At 58.9% G+C, this 21,806-nt stretch carries 19 protein-coding genes and 1 pseudogene; 2 read left to right on the forward strand and 18 right to left on the reverse strand.

Features of this window, described 5'->3' with window-relative positions; translation table 11 throughout:
* Positions 1-24: 24 nt before the first annotated feature.
* From C471_RS18215 to C471_RS09800, 7 genes and pseudogenes are all read right to left on the reverse strand, one after another.
* Positions 25-315: a hypothetical protein gene (locus tag C471_RS18215; protein WP_275039944.1), complete on the reverse strand. Its 291-nt coding sequence runs from the start codon at positions 313-315 to the stop codon at positions 25-27.
* A 195-nt stretch (positions 316-510) separates the two neighbouring features.
* Positions 511-1,812 (reverse strand): RNA-guided endonuclease InsQ/TnpB family protein, encoded by a 1,302-nt coding sequence (locus C471_RS09780; protein ID WP_004048601.1) that lies wholly within the window; start codon positions 1,810-1,812, stop codon positions 511-513.
* Positions 1,813-1,953: 141 nt separating this feature from the next.
* Positions 1,954-2,112: pseudogene (locus C471_RS17100) on the reverse strand (TFIIB-type zinc ribbon-containing protein); the annotation flags it as partial.
* Between the two features lie 202 nt (positions 2,113-2,314).
* A complete protein-coding gene (locus tag C471_RS09785) occupies positions 2,315-4,348 on the reverse strand; it encodes an AAA family ATPase (RefSeq protein ID WP_004048602.1) in 2,034 nt (677 codons plus the stop codon).
* Positions 4,341-5,267 carry a hypothetical protein gene (locus tag C471_RS09790; protein WP_004048603.1) on the reverse strand — a complete coding sequence of 309 codons (927 nt, stop codon included), beginning with the start codon at positions 5,265-5,267 and terminating at the stop codon, positions 4,341-4,343. Before C471_RS09790 ends, C471_RS09785 begins: the two co-directional genes overlap by 8 nt.
* A 1-nt stretch (position 5,268) precedes the next feature.
* The gene (locus tag C471_RS09795) at positions 5,269-5,796 is read right to left on the reverse strand and encodes a hypothetical protein (RefSeq protein ID WP_049909229.1); all 528 of its coding nucleotides are present in this window, start codon (positions 5,794-5,796) and stop codon (positions 5,269-5,271) included.
* Complete coding sequence (locus C471_RS09800; RefSeq protein WP_152421881.1) at positions 5,789-6,592, reverse strand: hypothetical protein; 804 nt, start codon at positions 6,590-6,592, stop codon at positions 5,789-5,791. Before C471_RS09800 ends, C471_RS09795 begins: the two co-directional genes overlap by 8 nt.
* 262 nt (positions 6,593-6,854) lie before the next feature.
* On the opposite strand from C471_RS09800, the gene C471_RS17105 reads away from it, so the two are divergent.
* Positions 6,855-7,091, forward strand: a complete 237-nt coding sequence (locus C471_RS17105; RefSeq protein WP_004048606.1) for a hypothetical protein — start codon at positions 6,855-6,857, stop codon at positions 7,089-7,091.
* Between the two features lie 51 nt (positions 7,092-7,142).
* Here the strand turns inward: C471_RS17105 and C471_RS09805 are convergent, their stop codons facing one another.
* The 7 genes from C471_RS09805 to C471_RS16480 form a co-directional block, all read right to left on the reverse strand.
* Complete coding sequence (locus C471_RS09805; protein WP_004048607.1) at positions 7,143-8,087, reverse strand: hypothetical protein; 945 nt, start codon at positions 8,085-8,087, stop codon at positions 7,143-7,145.
* Positions 8,084-8,782, reverse strand: coding sequence for a hypothetical protein (locus C471_RS17110; RefSeq protein WP_160163142.1), 699 nt, complete (start codon positions 8,780-8,782; stop codon positions 8,084-8,086). The genes C471_RS09805 and C471_RS17110 overlap by 4 nt, the downstream gene beginning before the upstream one ends.
* A gap of 226 nt (positions 8,783-9,008) precedes the next feature.
* The gene (locus C471_RS17115; RefSeq protein ID WP_152421883.1) at positions 9,009-10,142 is read right to left on the reverse strand and encodes a homing endonuclease associated repeat-containing protein; all 1,134 of its coding nucleotides are present in this window, start codon (positions 10,140-10,142) and stop codon (positions 9,009-9,011) included.
* Positions 10,143-10,355: 213 nt separating this feature from the next.
* Positions 10,356-11,255, reverse strand: coding sequence for a hypothetical protein (locus C471_RS09815; protein ID WP_004048609.1), 900 nt, complete (start codon positions 11,253-11,255; stop codon positions 10,356-10,358).
* 1,845 nt (positions 11,256-13,100) lie between these two features.
* Complete coding sequence (locus tag C471_RS09820; RefSeq protein ID WP_004048610.1) at positions 13,101-14,390, reverse strand: outer membrane protein assembly factor BamB family protein; 1,290 nt, start codon at positions 14,388-14,390, stop codon at positions 13,101-13,103.
* The gene (locus tag C471_RS09825; protein ID WP_004048611.1) at positions 14,383-15,411 is read right to left on the reverse strand and encodes an outer membrane protein assembly factor BamB family protein; all 1,029 of its coding nucleotides are present in this window, start codon (positions 15,409-15,411) and stop codon (positions 14,383-14,385) included. The genes C471_RS09820 and C471_RS09825 overlap by 8 nt, the downstream gene beginning before the upstream one ends.
* Before the next feature lie 422 nt (positions 15,412-15,833).
* Positions 15,834-16,298: a hypothetical protein gene (locus C471_RS16480; RefSeq protein ID WP_080505584.1), complete on the reverse strand. Its 465-nt coding sequence runs from the start codon at positions 16,296-16,298 to the stop codon at positions 15,834-15,836.
* 287 nt (positions 16,299-16,585) lie between these two features.
* On the opposite strand from C471_RS16480, the gene C471_RS16485 reads away from it, so the two are divergent.
* Positions 16,586-16,837: a sporulation control protein gene (locus C471_RS16485; protein ID WP_080505585.1), complete on the forward strand. Its 252-nt coding sequence runs from the start codon at positions 16,586-16,588 to the stop codon at positions 16,835-16,837.
* A gap of 582 nt (positions 16,838-17,419) precedes the next feature.
* On the opposite strand, the gene C471_RS09835 is transcribed toward C471_RS16485, so the two are convergent.
* From C471_RS09835 to C471_RS17695, 4 genes are all read right to left on the reverse strand, one after another.
* The gene (locus C471_RS09835; RefSeq protein WP_152421884.1) at positions 17,420-17,839 is read right to left on the reverse strand and encodes a hypothetical protein; all 420 of its coding nucleotides are present in this window, start codon (positions 17,837-17,839) and stop codon (positions 17,420-17,422) included.
* A 361-nt stretch (positions 17,840-18,200) separates the two neighbouring features.
* On the reverse strand, positions 18,201-19,280 hold the full coding sequence (locus tag C471_RS09840; protein WP_004048613.1) for a transcription initiation factor IIB: 1,080 nt from the start codon (positions 19,278-19,280) through the stop codon (positions 18,201-18,203).
* Between the two features lie 861 nt (positions 19,281-20,141).
* Complete coding sequence (locus C471_RS09845) at positions 20,142-21,383, reverse strand: IS200/IS605 family transposon protein TnpB (RefSeq protein WP_004048614.1); 1,242 nt, start codon at positions 21,381-21,383, stop codon at positions 20,142-20,144.
* The gene (locus tag C471_RS17695) at positions 21,380-21,556 is read right to left on the reverse strand and encodes a hypothetical protein (RefSeq protein WP_004048615.1); all 177 of its coding nucleotides are present in this window, start codon (positions 21,554-21,556) and stop codon (positions 21,380-21,382) included. Before C471_RS17695 ends, C471_RS09845 begins: the two co-directional genes overlap by 4 nt.
* Positions 21,557-21,806 lie beyond the last annotated feature (250 nt).

Genomic DNA, 21,806 nt, shown 5'->3' on the forward strand with positions numbered 1-21,806 from the left:
GGGGTTATCTGGGGGCGAGCATTGTCAGGCGACCAGTTCCTCCAACGTATTCCAGTGTGTACGGACAGTCACCATCGAGGCGTTCGCCACGGCCGCGGCCTCGGATTGCGTCAGCCAGCGTCCCTCTTCGCGACGGGCCGTGTAGAGGCAGGCCGCAGTATTGATTTCGATGGATCTGCCACGAGGCAGATCCTCGTTCTGAGCGCTCGGGAGAGTTGGGAGGCTTGATTCCGGAACAGATCTGTGACACCAAGTCCGCTTACGACCCGATAGACTTCGGTCAGTCCATCCGTGAGAGTCTGATCGGTTTTTGATCGGAGCTGTCCACGGATCTACTCTTGACGGATCTGCGTATGCTGTGTGCGCTTCTGTCCAGTTAGCTTAGCTCAGTTTGTAACTACCTAGTGGGTGATTTTGGCTGAGAGCTCACGATTGTGGCGTGCGACAGTAAGTGGGTCTCGCGTCCGAGTGGGTGTCGTCTCACCGTTGAATGATCGCCACTCCGGCCCGTCAGTAACCCACGATTTCAGTTGTGGGCTTGTCAGTGGACTCTCCTTCTACCGTCGAACTGACGGAGGCGTGGAACTCGCCGTTCAGGGTCAGTGTCCCTGACTTGAGCGCACACTGACAGGGTGCGCCTCCATCCGAAGACGTAGGCCCCGAATGGAGTCGTTTCAACAGCTTCCGAGCGATATTCTTACTCGCGTTGTAGTCCGCATTCAGTTCGTACTCGCACTTCTGACACGCGAACGTGTGTTTCGACCGTCGATTCATCTCATCAGTAAATCCGCACTTGGAACACCGCTGGCTCGTGTACGCCGGACTCACTTGCTCGACCCCGATCCTGAGCGCCTCAGCTTTGTACTCGACGTACTGGTACAAGCATCGGAACGCCCACGCGTGGAATCGCTTGACACCAGCCATTCGCTTGCGAATATCTGTGAGGTCCTCAAACACGACGTGCGTACAGCTGTGCTTGCGCGCCTCTGTCAGGATCTCGTTTGAGGCACAATGCAATTCATCCTGTACCCAGCGGCGCTCTCGGTCGTCCATCGATTGAATTGCTAGGTGCGCCGATCGCGTGCCTGCCTGCTGCATCGACCCGCGGGTCTTCTCGAACTCGCGGCGTCGGTGATTCATCTTATCGGCATTTCCGATGAACGCACCTGTTGACGTCACGGCGAGCGAGCCGTCCACGTTTAGGTCAACGCCGAGGACTGTTCTGTGCTCAGCGTCTGAAGAAGCCACCGCGGCCCGCTCGTAGTCGTCTGTGGTCCGGCGCATTCGTGCGTGGAAGTAAAACGTCTCGCTCGAACGATCGTACTGGAGCGTAGACTCCCGGAATTCGTAGTCCTCGTTCAGCAGGTACTCACCGATCGGTGTCTGCTCAGGATCGTCGGGAATCACGTACGGGCACTCGACGCGCCCGTTCACCGTGGAAAGAGACACATGATCGCGGTGGAAGGTCGCGCTGCGCTTGTCGTAGACGACGCTCCACGCGTCGAAGTGTGGTTGACTAGTGGTCTCGCCGTTTTTGAGTCGGGCGACACCGCTTTTTGTAGCCTCGATAGCGCGTCGAATCCCCTTCTGAACGAGGTTTGCGGTCAGATCCGTCTCGTCCCGAAGTCGCTCGTACAGCGCGTTTTCGGCTTGTTGTTTTGAGGTCACACAGTACTCGTCCGGGTGTCTCCACGCCCATTCCGCGGTCGTGTTCGCGCAGTGGAGAAACTGGTCTTTCGTCTGATGGAGATCGTCGCACCGATTGGTGGGCACGTTGAGTTTGACTTTGACGGTGCGAATCACGTCCTCCATCTGTATTTAATAAGTTGATCTATTTGTTTAAATTTTCTACGGACGGTGTTAGGGAGTCCGACTGCTATGGCTCGTGGTCTGTTTCGGATCTTGCTGTATTACTCATAAGGCTGGAGCTATAGACTTCATTTTTATCCATGTATTGATACGCTGGTCGTCGATGACCAGCCCACAGTCCTCGCAGACCGTTTCGACCGCGTTCGTGGTGACCCGTCCGTCACACTCGGGACATTGGTTCGCGCTCGGTTCCGTTCGGACGTCCTCGTCGAATCCGCTCTCGTAGATGTCTCTGGTTGCCATTGAACTCACCGTGTTTCGGGAACCCGCCAGTACAGCGAGCCCCTCACCCATTCAGGGGTAAATAGACTCTACGCGGGACTGCCTCACCTATTGAGGGATTTGGCGGGATTTAAATTACGGCGTCCTAGTCCTCGAAAACGTAATGAAAGGTATGAGCGCCGAGGCCGATCCCCTTCTGTGGGCCTATACGGGCATCAACTTTTCAGATATGTTGCTCAACCGGCTCCAAGGCGTAGGACTCCTCCAGTTTATCCCGGCCGGTCAGGTTTGAATCCGCCATCGCCACAATCAGCTGGTAGCTTTCCAGGATTTCAGGAAGCTCCAACAAAAAGTCTGTAACGTCTGCTGCGTTCTCATCGTCCGGGCCATTCCCGTACGGCGAGTCAATCAGCAGCAATTTAAGCGGAACCGTCTCACGCTCTTCCTCCAACTCTGCTAAAACCGTAGTGTGGAAAAGCAGCATATGTAGAAGGAGCTCTGCATCAGTCTGCCCCAACAGTCCTGGCGATTTCTGCGCGTTGTCTGTCCGGTGGATCGTGTAGCTGTACGAATCGCCTCTGTCGAAGCGGACACCGGTGGCATTGGCAAAGGTGCCGCGTGTGAAAATGTCCAAGAGGGATTCCATCCGTTCTTCCAGCCTGTTCTTCAACCGTCGACGGGCTTTCTTCCGCTCCTCGGATATAATGCTTTGATAGGACTCCAACGCATCCATACGTTGCTCCTTCCTCTGTCTTTCCTCGTCAATCTGGCTCCACTCCCACACCTGCCGGGCAACACCATGCAACGTGCCTTTCTTCGCGTCGATACTGAGTTCGAGGGAAGTATTCTTGTCCCGCAGATCTTCGATTTCCTGCTCTATCTTCTCCTTTTCACGCTTGTACTCTGCAAAGCCGGATTGCTCTTCCCGCGTTCTTACGGTTTCAAGTTGGTCCCTCTTCTCCTCCAGTTCTTCTTTCAAGAACTCGATCTCTCCCTCCAGTGTCCTCTGCCGGCTCTCCAATTCCTCCAGTTCTTCCTGCCTCTTCTCTCGCTCAATTACCTCGGCTTCCTCGTCAACCTCGGACACCGTTTCGTAACGGTTGTCTGGAACATCCTTTCCGCAGAGCGGGCAGTCGCCGTGGTCGTTGAAACGTTGCTGCTGCTCCGGGTCAACATCGCGGGTGCAGACTGGACACCGGTTCGGCAGCGAGATCAGCTGCTGAATCTCCTGTAAAGCAGGGGCAATCTCGTCGGTGGCGGTCTCATCCTTTAATTTTGATATCTCCTGTTTCACACTTCGGAACTCGTCCTCCTTCTCCTGGATACGAGACTGAATATCCGATATCTCATCCTTCAAATCAATTTTCTCGGAGAGAGCCGAGTCCGCCTCGCTCTTATCAAGAAGTCGACCAAGTTCCTCCCGTCTTTCTACCTTCTCAGAAAGCTGGTTCTCTACCTGTTCCTGCTCCTCCCGCAGTTCCTGGATTTCGTCATTGATCCGTTTAGCCCGCTGCTTGTACTCCAGCAACCTAGTCTTCGCTTCCTGTTCCTCGTCCTCCAACTTACACTCCTCAAGTTCACTGCGTAACGCCCTATCCACCTTGGTGAGTTTGATACCGAACAGCAGATCGATCAGATCCGTCGCCTCGTCCCAACCATAGAAGCTGCGGAGGTCACCGGAGATAACGCTGAACAAGGAGAATATGTTGAACCGGTCGAAACCCTGCTCATACAGCGGTGTAATGCCGATTAGGTCGTCGACTTCTGACTGGGTGCGTTGCTCCGCCTCGCTGTGTTCACTATCCTCCGGATTTTCGATGACGTTGGGCTTATTGTAGCCTTCATAGCTCTGATTCCGCTCCATCTCCCGGTGGACTAGGTAGTTGCGGCGGCCCTTCCGCCAGTACCCGTCGGTTTTCAGCTTCTTGTAGTTCCGGTTAATCGGTCTCGTGATCAATGGATCGTCATTGTCTCTGCCGAAAAGGTTGAACCGGGTGGCCTCAATGAAGCTGCTCTTCCCTTTCGAATTTCGTCCGTGAATGATGGTAGCCCGGTCAGAAATGGAAACGTCCAACTCATCGATGACTTTGAACCCTTCAATATCCATCCGGGTCAAGGAGACCAGCTCATCGTCAAACTCGAGGTCCCGGTACTTAGCGTCGAAAAGGTCGATGAACTCGTCTACGTACTCGTCGTCGATTCCCTCATCTTCCCGTATCGACTGTTGGACTTCTTCCTTAATTCTGGGTTCAGACATGGCCTATCTCTCCTCCAGTAGAAATCGTGATCCAGGGTTCAGAATCATACTTCACTCGTCTCCCTCTTAACAGCAGGTCCCGGTCCTCTGCTTCCTTGACCGGGTCCAAGTCCATGATGTATTCGTGGAGTTCTTCCACGGTCATGTGACCGAACTGGAGGACGACGTGGTCAATTGCATCCTCCCAGTCCGACAAGACCTCTGTCTCCAATGATTCAAGCCGGGAAGCGAAACGGTCCATCACCACTTCACCCGACCGTCCCAGTGTGATCCGGTACCGGCAGTTCTCCTCGTTTATTTCCGGTGTTTCCACCTTCGCCATCACCTCCTCATCAATCAGGTTGGAGGCGTAGAGTCGGCGTTTATCTTCTTCCAATGTCTTGGCGAAAGGCCCGGAGCTCCGCATCCGGTATGTGTAGCGGAATCCGGTTTTCTCCAACTTGCCGTGATCGTATGGCGCAGTGTCACGGTCCATTCGGTTCTGGTCTGCGAGCTCTTGGTTCACCAGGTAGACCAGTTTCTGGAACTTGTACCGGCTGTCAATCCCTTGAGAAAGCGTTTCGGGGTTTTCCGAGCAGGAGTGAACCAGTTTAAGCAGCATCGTTAGATCCAGAATCTCGTTAACCGAGTACCGGATCTCATTCCAGCTCTGGTAGACTTCGTCGAAAGGAATCTCTCCGGAACTGAAGTCCTGGACGACGTCTTCCCCGATGCCAGCCTCCTCTAGATAGCTGAGTACCTCCTCGTGGGTGAAGACATCCTGCTTCAGGTGCTCTAAATACTCTTCATCGTACTGGCTGAACGCGGCTTCCTGCCGAGATGAAATCCTCTGAGCGGTATCAACGAACTCCTGCCGCTCCGTGCGCGAAAGATCCAACCACTGCGACACTCTGAGCAAGGCTTTTTCGTGGCGAGCCATGCTAATTCTCCACCCTGTGGTAGGCGCCTTCGCACCATCTGAAAACCCAGGAACGAGCAGATAGGCCGCTGCACTCCGGACAAATCGTCCTGAAGTAATCCCTGGCCTCATCCATGATTTCTTCCTTCGATGAAGCTCTTTCAATAGGACGCTGAATCATATCGAGTTTTTGTCCCGGGTTCGAGTGCTCTGAATCGTCAATAATGGCTACTATGCGGGAGGATTTAGGAATCGTTGTCCCATTGAGATAGTCCTCCATCTTAGTTCCAATAACTAGGTCACAGTGAACCAGAATCAAGCTGTTAGGGATGATCTCCTTGTCTCTCTCGATACTGGCTTTGGGCAACCGTTGAGTGTCGGCCGAGAGGTCATTATCGATGTGTCGACCTTCGCCGTTTACGTGCTCACAATCTACGACCTCTTCCATGATGCCGCCCATCGGTTCGCCAAAGCAGGTATCTGAGTCTACCAGAAACAGAACCATCTCCGTATGAGGCCAGACAGACTCGACATCTACAGGTTCATCCATGATTGGCTATCTTCTTTATCCGCTTAATTACTGAATTAAGCTCCTGTCTCCGATCTTTTAATTCTTGCTGCTCTGGGGATTGCGAATCTCCGGCGATCAGATGCTTCGATGGCTCTGGTCGACCTCGGAGATCATCCAAACAAGCCTCAACATCCTGAGCTAGCCTTGCTCCGTCCTGAGTTTTCGCCTTCTTTAGCACATCCGCAGTCTCTTGCATCGATTCTTCCAGTGCTTTGTACCTCCCGGTCAAATCGATCGGCGGTAGCTCGGTTTTCTCTAGGAACTTCTTCGCCTTGATTACCTCTTCAGAGGCCTCCTCAAACTGGTAGTAGTCATCTGGGGCGTCGATCTCGTAACGGTCGAAGTAGAACAGAATCAAAAATCCGAAGAGAACACCGATACAAAGACCCACCCAGATCTCTTCGTTGGTCGGGGTTAGCGGCGTCTGGTAAACCCAGATATGGAGCAAAAACCCGATCGCAGTCGCTAATTCACCGAGGAACAGATAACCTACTGCGATAAAAGCAGGGACAAAATCCGTGTGTAGAATGGAGGAGAACGAGTCCTTAGCGGCACTCCGTGATATGAGATATGCGCCGAGACCAGTTACAATGGCGCCAACAGTGAGCACCTCGGTAAACTGAGGCACTACACTAGTATCTAGTAAACCTTCCGAGGTGAAGCTGAAAAGGCCGAGAAGGAATACACCTTCTAGGATAATAGCGTAGAAGATACGACGAGGTGGACCTCCAAACGTAAAGCAGTCCAAATAAAGAGAAAGCCAGTTATCAGACATTTTCCAGCAGTATATGAAGTCTCCGCCTGTGATTAACCCATTGGAAAGACCATCCCGTGATTGACTCTCTCCGCTAGTTTGTTTATACGTCAATTTTCCGTATGTGCTGAAAAGAGGGTACATCGCAACCGTGCTCGGTAAAATACAGTCTGGATTGACTCATCAATATGCCAAAATCTGGGACGAAGTAACCGAGACCAGCGAATACACTGCGGGCGGGGTCTCACGGACAGTGTACTAGTTCCGCAACGACAGCAGGCGGATGGTAGACTACTCTCCGCTCGAAACTCTGCTGATGAACGCACAGGCCAAAAATGAGTTCTCAAAAGACGTCGTTGATTACGTCTTCCTCCACGAAGTCGGACACGAACAAATGAGCTTCATGGGAAGAGCTCTGTTCTGGGCGATCTACCTGAGCTCGGGACTGCTCCTCATCGCAGATGTGATAGCATCACTAACACCCTGTTGGAAGCAGTCAAATGTGTACCGTCCATTGTGATGAGTAGGAGGAGAGTGAGCAAGACTCGGTGTGTCCCCTATCTGTAGGGAATCAGTAGTTCACCAAGTCGAAGAGCAGTGCTTTCACATGCGATTCGAGGTCCCCGTTGACGCTCCCAGCCGGCCGGCGTGCGCGTACGTCCCCGTACCGGTCGATATCGGTTTCAATGCGATACGTTAACGACCGCTCTCCAGCGCCATCTTGGAGATCAATGACGACGGCACGATTCTCGACGATCCGCCGAAGGCGCCCCGTCTTGCGGTCCAGTGTCACCTCGATCCAGCAGTCGCCGAACCCCGATATGGGCGCGAACGGCAGTGGGACGACCTGTGCGTACGCGTCTGCTCCAACGAGGCGGTAGGTGATGGTCTCGTCGTCGGCAGCGGTTCGCGTCCAGTCGGTCTGGTGAGGGCGGACGAGATCACGACGGACTGGCTCGGAGGCCCGCTCGTAGTCACCATCGGGGATGTGTCCACTCCGATTGTCTGAGACGCGTACAGCGCCTCCTGCTGGTGTCGGCGCGTCGTGGTCATAGAGCCAAGCTCCGTCGGTGATGTAGCGGACGTTTGTCAACGGAAGGTCGTAGCCGTCATCCAACACTCGGTTGTAGTGAAGGAGCGCCCATAACGTCTGGTGTGGCGTGACGTACTCCCTGTCGGGGGCGTCCGCGAGACGGTTGCTCTGTGTTAGCGGCGTCTCAAATGTCGTCAGCGTATGGAGATGCCGTCGACGGGAGGGTTGATGCCAGAGTTTGCGGACATCGAGGTCATACGGCGTCTCACCGGTCCAATCGTCCAGCACCCGCACGTTCGTGACCGCTCTGTGGTCGGCAGCATGGCGGTGTTGAGCAGCCGCCGTGATAGACTCACGCGGCGACTCACCCGTCGGGAGCGCTGGGTCGTACGGACGAATGTCCGCAATCCGGAGACCACCGTACCCCGTGACCGTCCCGAGAGTCGTTATGCCTGCCCCGGCGAGAAACCGGCGGCGGTTCATCTACCAGCCTCCGAACGAGTCGTCTCTGGGTGCCACTCAGCGACCGCCAGCGTGTCCTGCTGCTCCGGGCCCTCCCAGACTACATGGGTCGTCTCTGGGGCCGGTATCCTGTGCCGCAGCGTCGCTCCGGGTGTGAGTGGGAACTCAGAGACCGTGTCGGTATCCCCGGGGTCGACCCACACTGTCTCTACGCGTTCGGGGTCTGGTGTCACCACGTGGAGTCGCCCGGTGTTTTCGGCCGTCAGGCGGTTGCCACGGTCGAACGTTACGATGAGTGTAGACCGGTCAGGATCCCAGTCGAAAGCGACGAAGACGTTCGGAGCACTAGATGGATAGGACTCCGTGGAGGGGCCACTCGGTGCGAGCGAGCACCCGGCGAGTGCCGTGGTAAGTATGGCTCCCCCCGTTGTGAGAAGTGCGCGTCTGGAGGGCATACTATCACTCGAACTCGACAGGGTCATAGGCTTTTTGTACACTTTTTTGAGCGAGAAAATCCAGCTTTGTTGGACGTTGCGATGATCGAAGTAGTAGCCTTGGGCCCTTCCTGACAGCCCAAATTCGTGGGGGTCTATTGAAGCGTAGTAGATTTCAATAGAGCCGATGGCGTTTAATTCGGAAAAAGGCGAAACGGGTTCTCTCACCGGTTCAGTCACACCTGTGATGTCGAATCCGTTCTGGAAGTCCGACCTTCCCACAGACGGGACACTCCCGCAGCGGTGTCGGCGGGAGGTCGTTCCAGGCGTCCAGCGCGGCGTCGAGCTGTGCTTCCACGCTTGGGGAGTCGGTTGTGCGGCGGGCTTCGCGGAGGTGAATGCGAAGCCGTTCACGGGCCGTGAGTGTCGTGTCGTCGGTCATTGTGGGACGGGATCGCTGGTGGCCCCGCCACCCATTGCCGGGGGCGAGCAACACCACCGGGTGCGGTTAGCGAATATCGGGCTGAAGCGGGGCGAACTCCTCCCATCGCATATGGTGGCGCTGACAGAGCGTGATCAGGTTCTCCAGCCGGTTTGCCCGCTCGTAGTCGAGGACGCCGTCGGCGTCGATGAATGTGCCAAGCGGCGTAATGTGGTGGACGTTCAGGTCACGGTCCCAGCGCTCGCGATGGGTCTTACGGTCGATGGGACAGCCCGGCATCTGGCACTCGAAGCCGTCCCGTTCTAGGGCACGTTTGCGCTGCTTGTACCAGTTTGGGCCGTATGAGATATCCCCATAACCACCCTTCCAAGTGGGATGCTCTGGGCCACTCGGCTGGCCGCGATATTCCATCCCGGCTGCCTCCACAGCCTGCTTCCATGATCCATACCGTCGGATGTACGGGTAGATCGTGACCTCCCCGTGTTCTCTCATATCCACAGTTGAGGGGACATATCCCAGTTCATCGCGGAGCCGAGTGAGCTCGGTCAGTAACTCTTTGTCCGGAATATTTCGCCGCGTATGTGGGTCAAAACCCGCCTCCTGAAGTGCAGCGTTCCAACTACCGAATCGCCGCTGTGCGACTTTTGTTGCGTACTCTCCTTGTTTATCCATTTCGTAGGCGGTTGGTGGCCGCCCAAGGTCCTCTGCGAGAGCCTGAATTGCCGTGAGTACTTCTTGCGGTGTGACCTTGGTTGATTTCGTCGTCGATAGCTCTGCAGCGTCCAGTCCGGTATTCCACGATCCGAATCGCCGTTTCACCACCGCTGGAGATACTTCCCCATGTGCCTTCATTTCCGATACTGACGGAGAGTGACCGAGCATCTCAGCCACGCGCTGTAACTCGTCGATTACCTCCGTTTCTGAGTAGGAATGATCGAGTGGTTCAAGTCCAGCTTCCCGCAGTCCTTCTTGCCAACTCCCGAACGTTGATTGAACGGCACCAGCTGTGAACTCCGTCTCTTCTTCAACCTCAGGTTGCATCGGCGTTCGGCCTTTTTGTTCGGCGACGCGTCTGAGCTCCTCAATGATGTGATCCGGTGTGATTGACCGCTTGTGGCCTGCCACGTGGCCGGCAATCTCGACGTTCGTTTCGAACGATTCGCCGCAGATGTCGCACGTGTAGTCTCCTTCGACTTTCATGCGTAGCTCCGAGCGTTGGGCACGCCCGCACCCCTCGTGGGGTCGGACAAACACGCCCGGTCGCGCACCGTTTCCCCCGATTTCAGGGATAAATCTCAGACCGGGTCTCAAGGTTGTGGCTGCGCGCGCAGCGAAGCGAGCACGGAGCGGAGGGTGGGGCGGCGGGGTCAGGGTCGGTCCGGCACACAGCAAAAAAGAGGCTGCTCCGATTGGCTATTCGTCCCACCAGCGGCCGCGCTCCGGGAAATGAAGGGTTGACCAGCCAGTGACGGCTAGTGAGACGCGTCCATCGTACCAATTTCTCGCTGCTCCGTGGATACGCACCCGTTCACCTTCTTCGACCCAGGGGGCATTCGATTTCTCCCAGATCGTCACCTTCGTTTGCCCGCTTTCGTCTGCGATGAGGCCAACTTGAGCGATGGCTGGAGAGTCACTATCCCAAAGCACCTCGATTTGACCGTCGACACTCACCTCCTTGCGATCGACGTCCTCGAGTTTCCCGATGGGAACCACGTGTCCCGGCGCCGTCTGTAGCTCCTCGAACACCCGCACGACCGCGCTTGTCAGGTCCCGGCCGTCGACGACCGCGTCGGCCAGGCGTCGACTGATCGCCGCCCGCGACCAGCCAGCCAACCGCGTCGCGAGTCGGTCCGCTTCCGTGTTCACCGTCGCCAGTTCATCCTGGGAGAGTTCCGCTCGGGGATCATCCCGTTCGGGGTCGGCCATCGGGTCTACGCTCGCGGCCCGCTGCTGGAACTCCTGCCGGCGCTGCCTGCTCCCGTGCGCGGCGACTTCTCGCGTGCGCTGCGCCCGACTATCCTGCGTGCCCAACTCGGCCTGGGCACTAATGCGCGCCAGTTCGGCTTCGCGCGCCCGAATGCGCTCTTCCTGTTCGAGAGTGACACCGTGAATCCGGTCCTCGCTGGTGTCTGCGATCCCGTCCGGGTGGTTCGCATCCACCTTCGCCTGCGTCTCCTGCTCGACCGCCGCCTCGAACGCCGGCGTCTCGTCGACGACCGGGAAGCCGTCTTCATCGACCGCCTGCTCGTCCGTGTTCTCGAATGCCTGTTCATCCACCGTAACGACCTTTCCGCTAGCGTTGTTACTAGACATTGGAATCACACCAGATTCCGAAGGCGCTGACGCGCCGCCCCACTGCTCTTACAGTGGGGGTTCTCACGGACCCACACTCACCAGCGACGGCATTGAGTAGTTCGTCACCGACTGACGCCGTCTCCGAGGTGCCCGCGCCGCGCCTTCACGCCGGACGCTGTCCGGCGCGGCGCGGCACCGACGGCTCCCCGCACAGACGAGTGCGGGGGTGAATCTCGAGGTGAGCGCGCGGTCACCGCCGTATACCCAGCCGGTCACCGCGGGTCGGCGCCGCCGTCCGTCGTCAGACGCAACGGGCGGCGCCGAGACGGCACGGCCGGGGGGTATACGGTGGTGAACGGCCTCGCATACGGCCACATCGAGGGACGCAGCGGGCGAGCACCGCCGGACCCGTGCGGGGCCGGACCCGCGCGAGCCTGTCCCGTCCGTCACCAGACGCAACGGAAACGCCTCGCGCGGCACGCCCGCCCCGTGCGGCACGCCCGCGGCAGCACAGCCCGTCGCGACCGAGGTCGAGCGGACGCCCGGCCGGCAGCGCAGCCGGTCCCGAGGAACGCCCGGACCCGGGGCATACCGGGGCGAGCACGGCGAACCCCGGTAGCCGCGGCAGCCCGGCGGGAAATCGGGACGAGGGCGAGTGCCCGAGCGGCGAGCAGCCCGACCCGGACCGCGCAGGCGGCCACGTCTGAACCGCCGGCCGTCGGCGCGACCGCAGCGAGGGAGCGCCGACGCACCGGCCGGTGAAGATGCAGTCGTCCGGCTCCGGTCGAACCCGGTCGCGGGCCGAGTGCTCGCAGACCCGCTTGCGGGTGAGTCCGGTATCGGGCGACTGCACCCGGCCCGACCCGGTCCCGTGACCGTGCCCCGTCCGTCGTTAGACGCAACGGCAGCGCGAAAGCCCGGGCCCGGCAGGAACGGTCTGCCGGCCGGAGCGCGCGCAACCCGAGGAGGTACCCCCGAACGTACGGGAGTCACGCACCGGGCAACCGACCCAGATGCTGCCTGGTATCCCGGATGTCGGAGCAGCGCACCCGCCTAACTCAGACCTATCTCTGGGCCGCGAACAACGCGGGGGGCCAGCGGTGGGCGAGGCAGGTCGCTACGACTCTGTTGAAATCCTCTTCTTCAGATATATTATTATCTGAAACGTCTGGTCGCTAAAGAGTCCGTACGTGTTATATTAAGCAGTACATTTTCACGAGATCCGGCTCATGAATCACAATCCGAGGAGTACAAATCTAATACCAAAGAACACGATAACAACCCCCGCGATCCGGCCGACAGTAATCGATAGTTGAGTCATTTCGACATCAGCCGCAGTCTGTTTTGTTCCCCATGATTGCGCGATACGATAGTATTTATCCATAATAGGGGGATACACTGCGAACAACCCGCCTATAAATATAGATATAATTCCAAATCCGATCACCGGAAGACTGATCATAAGATATTGTGGCAGGTACCCAAGCAAATGTCTTGTCCCTCCTGTTCGGTCATAGGTTCATTTCGATAGGCACTGGTCCTGTACTGAGCGATTCGCGACATCCCTATACTGACTGAACACTCTCTCGTGAACTGGTCTCAGTTTGTATTATAGTCGAACGCTCTACTCCGTCCACCCTGAATATATGGCTGAACTGCCAGAGACCAGGGCATCGACAGCCACCCCAAGCCACTTGGAGCGTCTGCTCGCGCTCGCCTCACGCCGGAGACGACTGCGAGTTTCACACCTCGGCGAATAGGCATACCCAACTCTGTCCGCCTCGCACACGGTTGCGGGGTGGTTGAGACACTGCCGCTATGCGACGACAGTACGGCTGCTCAATTAGATGCCGATAGGGCATCCTAATTCGTTGGGAGGCGCGCTATTCCTCCCTCGCTGCGGTAAGAGACGTATAGCCTGTCAGTGGCCGCTGTCACGCCGATTCGGTAAGACTCCGGGTCGTACTGCCACTGGCGTGTCCCACTGGCGGGGTCGTAGGCGGCGAGTTCAGTTCCACTAGCCACGACGAGCACTGCCCCCACACGCGCCAGCGTGTCGACGGTTCCACCGATCGCGATGTCGGTCGTCGTCTGCCACTGGCGGGTGCCATCACGGGTGAACGCATCCAGTCGGATCAGGATCCCGCCGTCGGGATCGTTGACAGAGCTCGCGACGAACACGCGCTGTGGAGTCGCGGTCACCGTTTCAAGCTCGTAGCCGACGTTTTGACGCCACTGAACGGACCCGTCATCATGGCTGAGAGCAACGAGTTCGTCCGCACGATCGGGACGGCCGGCCCGCACATAGGTGTGCTCACCGAGCCAGAGTGGCGGCCCGTGGTAACTGGTCACCTCGCCAGCGATCGCGGTTCGCCACACCACGTGCCCATCGGCGGCTCGGCGCATCCGGACAGTGGAATCCCGAACGGTGACGATTCGATTATCGGCAGCGACCACGTGGGGATAGCTGTCGCGAGCGGACGACTCCCACAGTAGCTCACCGGATTCCGGCGCGAGCGCCACTAGTTTTGTCTCCCCATCCGGATTCGGCACTGGCAACAGACACGCAGCGGCACTGAGCGTCGGGACCGGATACTGGGGGCCGGATCGCTGGAAGCGGCGTGTCCCATCGTAGGCGTCGTAGCCGACAACCGTCTCATCGACCGGATCAATGCTGACCAGCAGCGATCCCCGCCGCCCGAGCCAGCCGTTGCGAGCCTGCCCCGCTACGTGCCAGCGCTCGCCTCCTTCCAGTCCAACGGTGTAGAGGTCACCGTCGGTGCTGTGGGCGTGAACCGGGCCACCCGATGCCGGGACGGCCGGTTGCGTCTCGATTGGTCCCCCGGTCTCGAAGGTAAACGCTGCCTCCCCGTCAGGCGTGAACGCGTGGAGTCGCTTATCCTGTCCCCCGACGACGACGTGGTCAGCTGTCGCGGCTGGAGGACCTGCTGTCGAGGCCTCGGTGAAGTCACGCTCCCAGCGCGGTTGCACGCCGCCCGTGAGCGACTGTACGTTACACCCTGCGAGACCGGCGACACCAACCGAGGCAATTGAGGCGAGCGCCTGCCGGCGCGACACCGCCCGGCCGGACTGTCGCCTGCCCGTCTGTCGCTCCGGGGCCTGCGTTTCGGTAGGTGGGGTCGAGTCACGCATCGGTGATCGCCTCCGGAGCGATCCGCGTCAGCCCGAATGTCTGCCCGAGATACACGGTCTCACCGGCCGCCTGCGCCCACTCAATGCTGCCACCGTCCTCGAAGGGCCTTCCGCTGAGTTCGACCGTTCGGACGCGTGTTCCATCTAGTTGATGAACGTAGAGCACAGTGGGGGAGAACGGGACGGTGCCACTTGGACCGCGGATATGATGGGATCCACCGACTAGTGTCACGAGGCGGTCGTCGATGCGGAACGGGCCGTGCGTCACGGCGTTTGCGAGGTCATCGCGCCACAACTGCTCGCCTGTGGCCGGATCGAACGCCCGGAGCGTGTAGTCTGCGCCGCCGACATACACCCGGTCCTCGGTTGCCAACGGCCGTGCGAACACCGTGTTCGCCAACGAGCCACGCCAGGCGATACTCCCGTCTGCGATATCCAGCGCCAGCAACTCCTCAGTCGCGGCACCAAAATACGCGTTCCCGTGGGCAACGCCAACCGCTGACAGCGCAGCACCGACGTCACGCGTCCAGCTGACTGTCCCGTCCTGGGTGAGCAAGCACACACGACCGTCGACGAGGGGCGCAACGACACCACCGGCCGTCGCGCCGGGCGCCCCCGACAACGACGCGGACAGCTGGTGTGTGAACAGCGTTTCTCCGTCTGCCCGGGCAACCCCGACCACTCGGTCGGGGACGTCATCTTCGGTGCCAGAGATCGGAACGACGATACGGTCACCGAGCGGGATCGGAGCGAACGCAACGACCCCTGGATCGGCTTCATCGATCGGTGCGAGCGGGCGCTGCCAGACGGTGTCCCCCGTGGTCGCATCGACTGCGACCATGGTTTCGGCCTTTGAGATGGCATACGCCCGCCCGTTACCGAGGCCGACTGGCGATTTTTCGCCTTTGGCGACCGTCACGGTCCAGGTAGTTTCCCCAGTCTGGGTGCGGAGGCCGGCGACGATTGGTCGATCTCGGAACGGACTACGGGAACCGACAATCAGGTGCCTGGCCGCGGTCATGGCGATAGATGACGGCTCACGAGCGTCCGTATACCACGATCGCTGAATCGGACCCGACTCCGTACTGCGAAGTGCGGCACAGCCGGCAACACTACCGACAACGCCGGTCATTACTCCGAGGGCTACCCGACGGGTCAGAGAGGGCATTACTCAACTGTTGCGACGACGGTTGTATCAGTCTTGTTTCTATCGCGAAAATTATCTGTAATCGAGAAGGCGAGATTTCACCGGTACTGAGCGATTCCCGAGTTCTCTGTCGTGACCGCGCAGAGTGATTGGTCTACATGATGAAGGAGACAGGCGGTGGTGAGTTCACGGAACTGTTGCCACCACCACCGTGACCGGACGAACGCCCCGTACTCCCACGTGAGCGTTGAGTTGGCGATCTCTGAGTGACTCCGTTGGCCCCACTCTCTAACTCCTTAGCGATCCCTGACCGGCCTGGGAATTCCAGACACGGTAAAACGGGCGACCGTTCCGCAGCGGGGACACTCGTCGACGAACGCACAGACTCGAAGCGAGAGTTCGACCTCCCGACAGTTCCCGCAGACGGAACACGCAAAGGGGGTCCGATACCGGACTGCCGGCCGGTGCTGCGGCGGTCGTCTCCAAGGGGTCGATGCCGCGGTCGGCGTGTCGCGAGCCGGCGGTGTTGGGGAGTGGGCTTGCGTCGGCGCTGAGTGCTCCTGGGATTCCGTCTGAGCCCACGCACCGAGTGCGACGGCCGCTGCCCCCTCCTCGAGCACGCCGTCGATGGCAGCCGCCAGTTCGGCGAGCGGCTTGGAGATGTCGGCGTCGCCGTGGGTCTCAACCGCGTTCTCGAAGAGCCAGTCGCGGAGCGTCGCTGCGGTTTCTCTCTTGACCGTGTACGATGGATGTGCGTTCATTCGGATCTCACTCCCCCCCTTGTGGGCCCGACAAACCACAACGGCTCTATTGAAATCCGCAACTGATTATATGTTCTCGGAGCCCTGCTGAATACAGAACGCGAATGTGGCACGTCGCAGTGACGAAATTAAGATAGATGGCTCTGTTGAAATCCTATTCTTCAGACATATTCTTGCCTGAAACAGCCGGTCGATGAGAGCTGCGTAATTACCGTTTATCTCTTTGTCAAACGGTGACGACCAATCATCGCCGAAAGTACTTATAGAGTTAGATGGAACTAATTTCTATGCCCGCATTCGGTATTGGAACCCCGATATTCCTCATCGTACAAGCCCTCATCTCGTCGTTTGTCTACTCCGAGGCAAAAGAATATGGATCACGCTCCCCGTTAGTCGTAGGAATATCCGTATTCTTACTGGGAGTGGGGTTTGCACTCATATTCAGTACTGTCGTCGGATTAGTTGCGGTCGAACTTCTTGTTATCTTCATCTACCTTATCGGCGTACACGCTGGTAAAGGGCGTTCCTTCCCCACCTGAACAGTCTGTTACCTGTATCTCTTGTACTGACCACAACCGGGAAGAATCTATCACTTTTTGAGGATTTCAACAGAGCCAGATAGATCGATTCGGTCAGTACAGGAGACTCACAAATCACTCAGTACGGGGGAATCTCGGCACGTTCTGAACAGACAACTTGTGATTTGTCTAACCGTTTATCAGTTGTTTATTTCGACCGGCTCTGTTGAAATCCTTAGGAAGTGATACATTCTGCCCCGGGTGTGGTTAATATAGACGAAGTGGAAATCACCCGTATCTGACGGTTTTAATGCTGCTGTTGAAAATGAAGCAACATGACCCCGAAGAAGGCTATTACACTATACATTACGCTGCCTTGTCTCCTATACGGCGTATTCTTCATCTTAGCAGTCACACGGTATTCCGGCATGATTGAAAGAGAGACGCTGTATACCGCACACACAGTGTTTGCTGGTTACATCGCCCTCATTGTCTACACAAAACGGGACCAACTGACCACAGTATAAGCACTTTTTAGCGACCAGTCGTTTCAGGCGATAATATATCTGAAGAATAGGATTTCAACAGAGCCTTTCGACCCGATTAACCTCCCCGCTCATACGAGAATACCGTCTTTCGGTCGTTCTCCTCATGGACGTGGTTCAACACCAAATCGTTGATAGTGAAGTTCGCCGTGATCTCGCCGGCGTATGCCACCGTTGCCGGGCCGTCACAATCGTCACCAGTCGTCTCTGTGGTGAGTTCAACAATCACATCGCCCTCATTGCTGGCGAACGCCGCAGTCTCAAGCGTGACGCAGTCAATGTCCGCTCTAAAAGCCCCCTCCACAGTAGCGTGGTCGTCGTTCACCGTGACCGTCGCCTTATCCTCCGGATCGTCATTGGCCGTCACTGATTCAATCTCAACAGTAGCCGAGACCTCGGGAGGAGTGTCACCGAGACACCCACTACCGACGGTAGCCAGTGTAATTCCGGTACCGGCGAGAAACCCTCGGCGTCTCATATATGAGACACGGTGAGTGCTAAGTATATGCTTTGTCCCAGTTGTTCAAGTAGGCGGCTGTACTGAGTCGAACAATACGCAGGCACGTTCTATCGGCTAATTCAGGATTCGTTTTGAGAAAATAACGCAGTCCCCGTGCTGACTACATCCTCTGTATCTCGTATGCCAATCCTGTCAGTCCTTAAGGATTTCAACAGAGCCACCACACCCTATCTTCAGCCCTAGTGGTGCGACCACATCCAGGTGGTAACGAGGTTGTGGCTGCGCGCGCAGCGACCGTAGGGAGCGAGCACGGAGCGGTGGGCGGGGCGGCGGGGCGTCCACGGGCGGCGGTCGACAGAAAAATCGGGACCACCCCCGCTCACCGCAGGGTGTCCCGCTCTGCTTCGAGGCCGACACTCGGGTCGTCGGTGCCGTGTTCGTCCGTGTAGGCGTCGACGAGCTCCTGACTGTAGCGGGCGATCCGGTGGCGGGATGTCGCCACGATCGTGCTCGCCGCCGCGACGACCTGCGGTTGGGTGAGGTGTTTCTCCGGGAGCAGGCGATCCGCCGCGTACAGCGCCGCCGCTGCGACGGTGCACCGTGGCGTCCCCGAGCCGACCGGCACCTGGTCGCCGAGTTGCAGCAGGTGCTGCGCCAGCCGCCACGTCCGCACGGCTCGCGCTCCGGGGATGGCGTCGGCATCGAGCGCGTCGACGACCGCCATCACGGCGTTGGGCCTGATGAGCGGCACGTCGAACCCGCACTCGCACCGGATCTTCCGCGCCGCAGCGCACACCCGCTCGTGGGGTGCTTTGGTGTACCTCGCGACCGCGACGTCGATGTCGTCCCGGTCGACCGACGAGGCCCGTACGGCCAAGAGGACGGCGCCGCCGGCGAGGGCTTCCCAGGCCATCCGTCCGCCCGGGAGCCGCGCCTCCGAGGCGCTCCGGAGGTGCTGCGCTGCCTGCCTGATGACGTGGTCCGGCAGGCTCAGGTTGCCGCCGATCATCTCGACATCCCGCAGCCCCTCGTTGAGCCGCTTTGTCCGCTTGCGCGTCCCGCCGAACTGCATCCGCTGGTGCCATTTCCGGAGGCGCTGGACCGTCTCCCACTGCTCGTTGCTGAGGGGATTCCCCTGACCGTCGGTGCTCCGTCCGATCTTCGTGTGGAGGCTCTTGTCCGTCCGCAGCGGGTCTACTGTCTCGATGCTCTGGTCCGCGTCCCCGACCAGTCCGAGGTCGGTCAGCGTCGGGCTCAGGTCGACCCACTCGTCGGCGACGATCAGCCCGCAGTCCGTACAGAACGACTGTTCGTCTTCGGTGATCACCTGGCCCGCACACTCCGGACAGGCGGATCGCCCCGCCGGCTCGTGTGCGACCGTCGACTCGTGACCGCGTTCCTCGGTGGTTGTACGCTGTCCGTCCGAAACCGTCTTTTCGCTCGCGTTGTTACTCGACATTGCGGTCTCCTGAAGGCGCTCACCACAGCGCCCGACACCGCGGCCCTAAACCGCGGTTTCCTCGACGTCACGACCGACAGCACCGGCTGCGCGCTCTCGCTCGCGCCTTCGCGAGCGCCCTCTTGGGCGCGAGCGAGAGCGCGCCTGTATGAGGTGGCCCCAACCAGCACCGCGCGCCGACCCGCCCGGAGCGAGCGGCCAGCGGAGAAAGCGTGGGGGGTGAGCAGCCACGCCGCGCAGCCCCCCGCGCTTTCCCGCTGGCGTCGAGGGCACATGCACTTTAGCCCGGCAGTCCGCCCGCTACTGCAGGCAGACCGCCCGGAATGGTCGGTCGCGAGCGACGCGGAGGGCGGAATGCGGCGAGCGGTGCGAGCCGTAAACGCTTGATACTGGAGAAAATCGAGACGTTAGCGCCTTATCAAAGTCTGTTCAGCAAACCCCGATCCCGATTTCCGTTACTCAGGTTGAAATCGATATCCCGCGTAAGCTACTATCACACCGAACAGTGCTGTGACGACGACTTCAGAAGTGATGATTGGGGGGCATGATTCACCAGCAGTACAGACCTGGAGGCTTGCGACAATCGTGCGTAGAATAATAAACGCACCACCAAGTAGCAGTACCCCTCGGGCAACCCTATCGAAATAGGCAAGCCAGCGAGCTGTCTCGACGGTTTTACTGCTCATAGTCTGTCTGAATCACGGGATAACCAAATGTTTTGAGGTAAAGTCTTCGGGTCGATCAACTGCGTAGTGGTACGAAAAGCGAGCGACCAGCGGATCGACATCCACTCCGAAGTCACGGAGCGTCCGCTCGCTGGTGTCACGGTGACACCACGGCGGCACCTTGCGGGTCTGTGCGCTATTCGTTGGGCCCCACCACGTCCCCCTCGACGGGGAACCACAGGTGGTCGTCCCACTGGAACCGCACGGGCCGTGCCGTCGGCCTGACTTCGGTGTTCGTTGCCTGTTCGAGCAGCGTCCGCGACGCGACGAGATCGGCGTGCCCCTCGAAGCCACACGGACACCGCAGCGTCTCGCGATGCCGGCGCGTTCGTTCGCGCTCCCCGCACTCCGGACACGTCTGGGACGTCCACGCTTCAGAGAGTGAGGCCACCTCGATGCCGAACTCCTCGCAGACGTTCCCGAGTTGATCGAGACACTGCCGATGCGCCCAGAAGGTACGCGCTTTGAGGTTCGCCTCGACGGACCAGTACTCGCCGAGGACGCCGGTGAGGTCGCCGTGATAGATGGTTTCGACGCCGTTGTCGTGGAGTCGCTCGACCAGATCACGAAGGAGCGCGTTTACGGCGTGGTCGCGCCGGCGGGACCGCCTCCGATAGAGCCGTTGGATCCGCGTACTGGTCTGCTGTCCATCCGGCAGCTTCGCTTTGGCGTCGGCGATGCGCTGGGTCGTCTCACGGAACTGTCGGAACGGCTCCTGGCCGCTGTACCAGTACTGGTCGCCGATCGTCGTCGTACACCCCACGAGGACGTTCGCGCCGATATCGAGCGCGGCGACGTCCGTCCCCGTCGGCGTCGCCTGTTCCGCCTCGGAGACTGTTACGGGTTGGTGGGCGCGATACGTCTCGTCGACGTCGTCGTAGGTGAGGTGAAGGCGGCCCTGCTCGCCCTGCCAGTGTGGTTCACCGCGGACGGCAACACGGAGCCGCTCGAACCGACTGAAGCCGTACTCGTCTTTGAGCTGGCTGCCGATGGGCACTTCGAGCCGGGAGCGCTCGCCCCAACTGATCGTGTAGGCGTCGTTGCGGATGTAGGTCCGCAGGTCGCGCCCGTCGGCTTGATTGCCCCAGTAGCCGGGGGGACTGACCTCCTGGTCGGCCTCCTCAACCGTCTCAAAGAACGACCGCCAAGCGGCGTCGTTGACGCGGGTGACCTGCTGGGTCGTCGCCGACCCCAACACGTCGACGTACTCGTCGTAGTAGTTCTCACAGTCCCAGACACTCTCGCCGGCGAAGAACTGCTGCCGGCGCGCATACGTCAGCTGGTTCCAGAGGATCGCTGACGCATCGAGAAGGCGTCGAAGGACGGCCTCGTCTTGTTCCGATTGTGGAACGACTTCGAAGGTGTTGGTCCGTCTCACCGCTCTGACTCACCCCACATTCGGGGCACGTAGCCGAGCTGTTCGATGTCGTCCGCGTAATCCCGGAGGAGCCCGATCAGGACGATTTCCGGAACACCGTTCTCGGCCTGTTCGACTAACCACTCCTCAAGTTCGACTTCAGCCTCCTCGATCTCGTTCAGTTCGACCGCCATCGGTCATCGCGCCTCCGGTTGACGGGACACCTGTCGCTGGTGGTGGTGTTGCATCTCGAATCACCTGTGCTGTGCAGGCACGACCGAACGCGCCTGCACCCTTCGCAGGCGCTCAAAAACACTACCGCACTACACAGTTAGAACGAGGTTACGTAGAACAGTTGTTAGACTTGGATTGAATCGGTAAGTACAGTGTTCTGCGGTTGCAGTCTTATTATCCAGAAGACATTTAAATTGAAGACGAAGCTTC

The sequence above is a fragment of the Halorubrum saccharovorum DSM 1137 genome, from assembly GCF_000337915.1.
GTDB lineage: Archaea > Halobacteriota > Halobacteria > Halobacteriales > Haloferacaceae > Halorubrum > Halorubrum saccharovorum.

Bases quoted from the DNA above. Each gene is read 5' to 3' on its own strand.
- C471_RS09780 (WP_004048601.1), bottom strand. From the start codon at position 1,812: ATGGAGGACGTGATTCGCACCGTCAAAGTCAAACTCAACGTGCCCACC.
- C471_RS09785 (WP_004048602.1), bottom strand. From the start codon at position 4,348: ATGTCTGAACCCAGAATTAAGGAAGAAGTCCAACAGTCGATACGGGAA.
- C471_RS09790 (WP_004048603.1), bottom strand. From the start codon at position 5,267: ATGGCTCGCCACGAAAAAGCCTTGCTCAGAGTGTCGCAGTGGTTGGAT.
- C471_RS09795 (WP_049909229.1), bottom strand. From the start codon at position 5,796: ATGGATGAACCTGTAGATGTCGAGTCTGTCTGGCCTCATACGGAGATG.
- C471_RS09800 (WP_152421881.1), bottom strand. From the start codon at position 6,592: ATGTCTGATAACTGGCTTTCTCTTTATTTGGACTGCTTTACGTTTGGA.
- C471_RS17105 (WP_004048606.1), top strand. From the start codon at position 6,855: ATGGTAGACTACTCTCCGCTCGAAACTCTGCTGATGAACGCACAGGCC.
- C471_RS09805 (WP_004048607.1), bottom strand. From the start codon at position 8,087: ATGAACCGCCGCCGGTTTCTCGCCGGGGCAGGCATAACGACTCTCGGG.
- C471_RS17115 (WP_152421883.1), bottom strand. From the start codon at position 10,142: ATGAAAGTCGAAGGAGACTACACGTGCGACATCTGCGGCGAATCGTTC.
- C471_RS09815 (WP_004048609.1), bottom strand. From the start codon at position 11,255: ATGTCTAGTAACAACGCTAGCGGAAAGGTCGTTACGGTGGATGAACAG.
- C471_RS09820 (WP_004048610.1), bottom strand. From the start codon at position 14,390: ATGCGTGACTCGACCCCACCTACCGAAACGCAGGCCCCGGAGCGACAG.
- C471_RS09825 (WP_004048611.1), bottom strand. From the start codon at position 15,411: ATGACCGCGGCCAGGCACCTGATTGTCGGTTCCCGTAGTCCGTTCCGA.
- C471_RS16480 (WP_080505584.1), bottom strand. From the start codon at position 16,298: ATGAACGCACATCCATCGTACACGGTCAAGAGAGAAACCGCAGCGACG.
- C471_RS16485 (WP_080505585.1), top strand. From the start codon at position 16,586: ATGCCCGCATTCGGTATTGGAACCCCGATATTCCTCATCGTACAAGCC.
- C471_RS09835 (WP_152421884.1), bottom strand. From the start codon at position 17,839: ATGAGACGCCGAGGGTTTCTCGCCGGTACCGGAATTACACTGGCTACC.
- C471_RS09840 (WP_004048613.1), bottom strand. From the start codon at position 19,280: ATGTCGAGTAACAACGCGAGCGAAAAGACGGTTTCGGACGGACAGCGT.
- C471_RS17695 (WP_004048615.1), bottom strand. From the start codon at position 21,556: ATGGCGGTCGAACTGAACGAGATCGAGGAGGCTGAAGTCGAACTTGAG.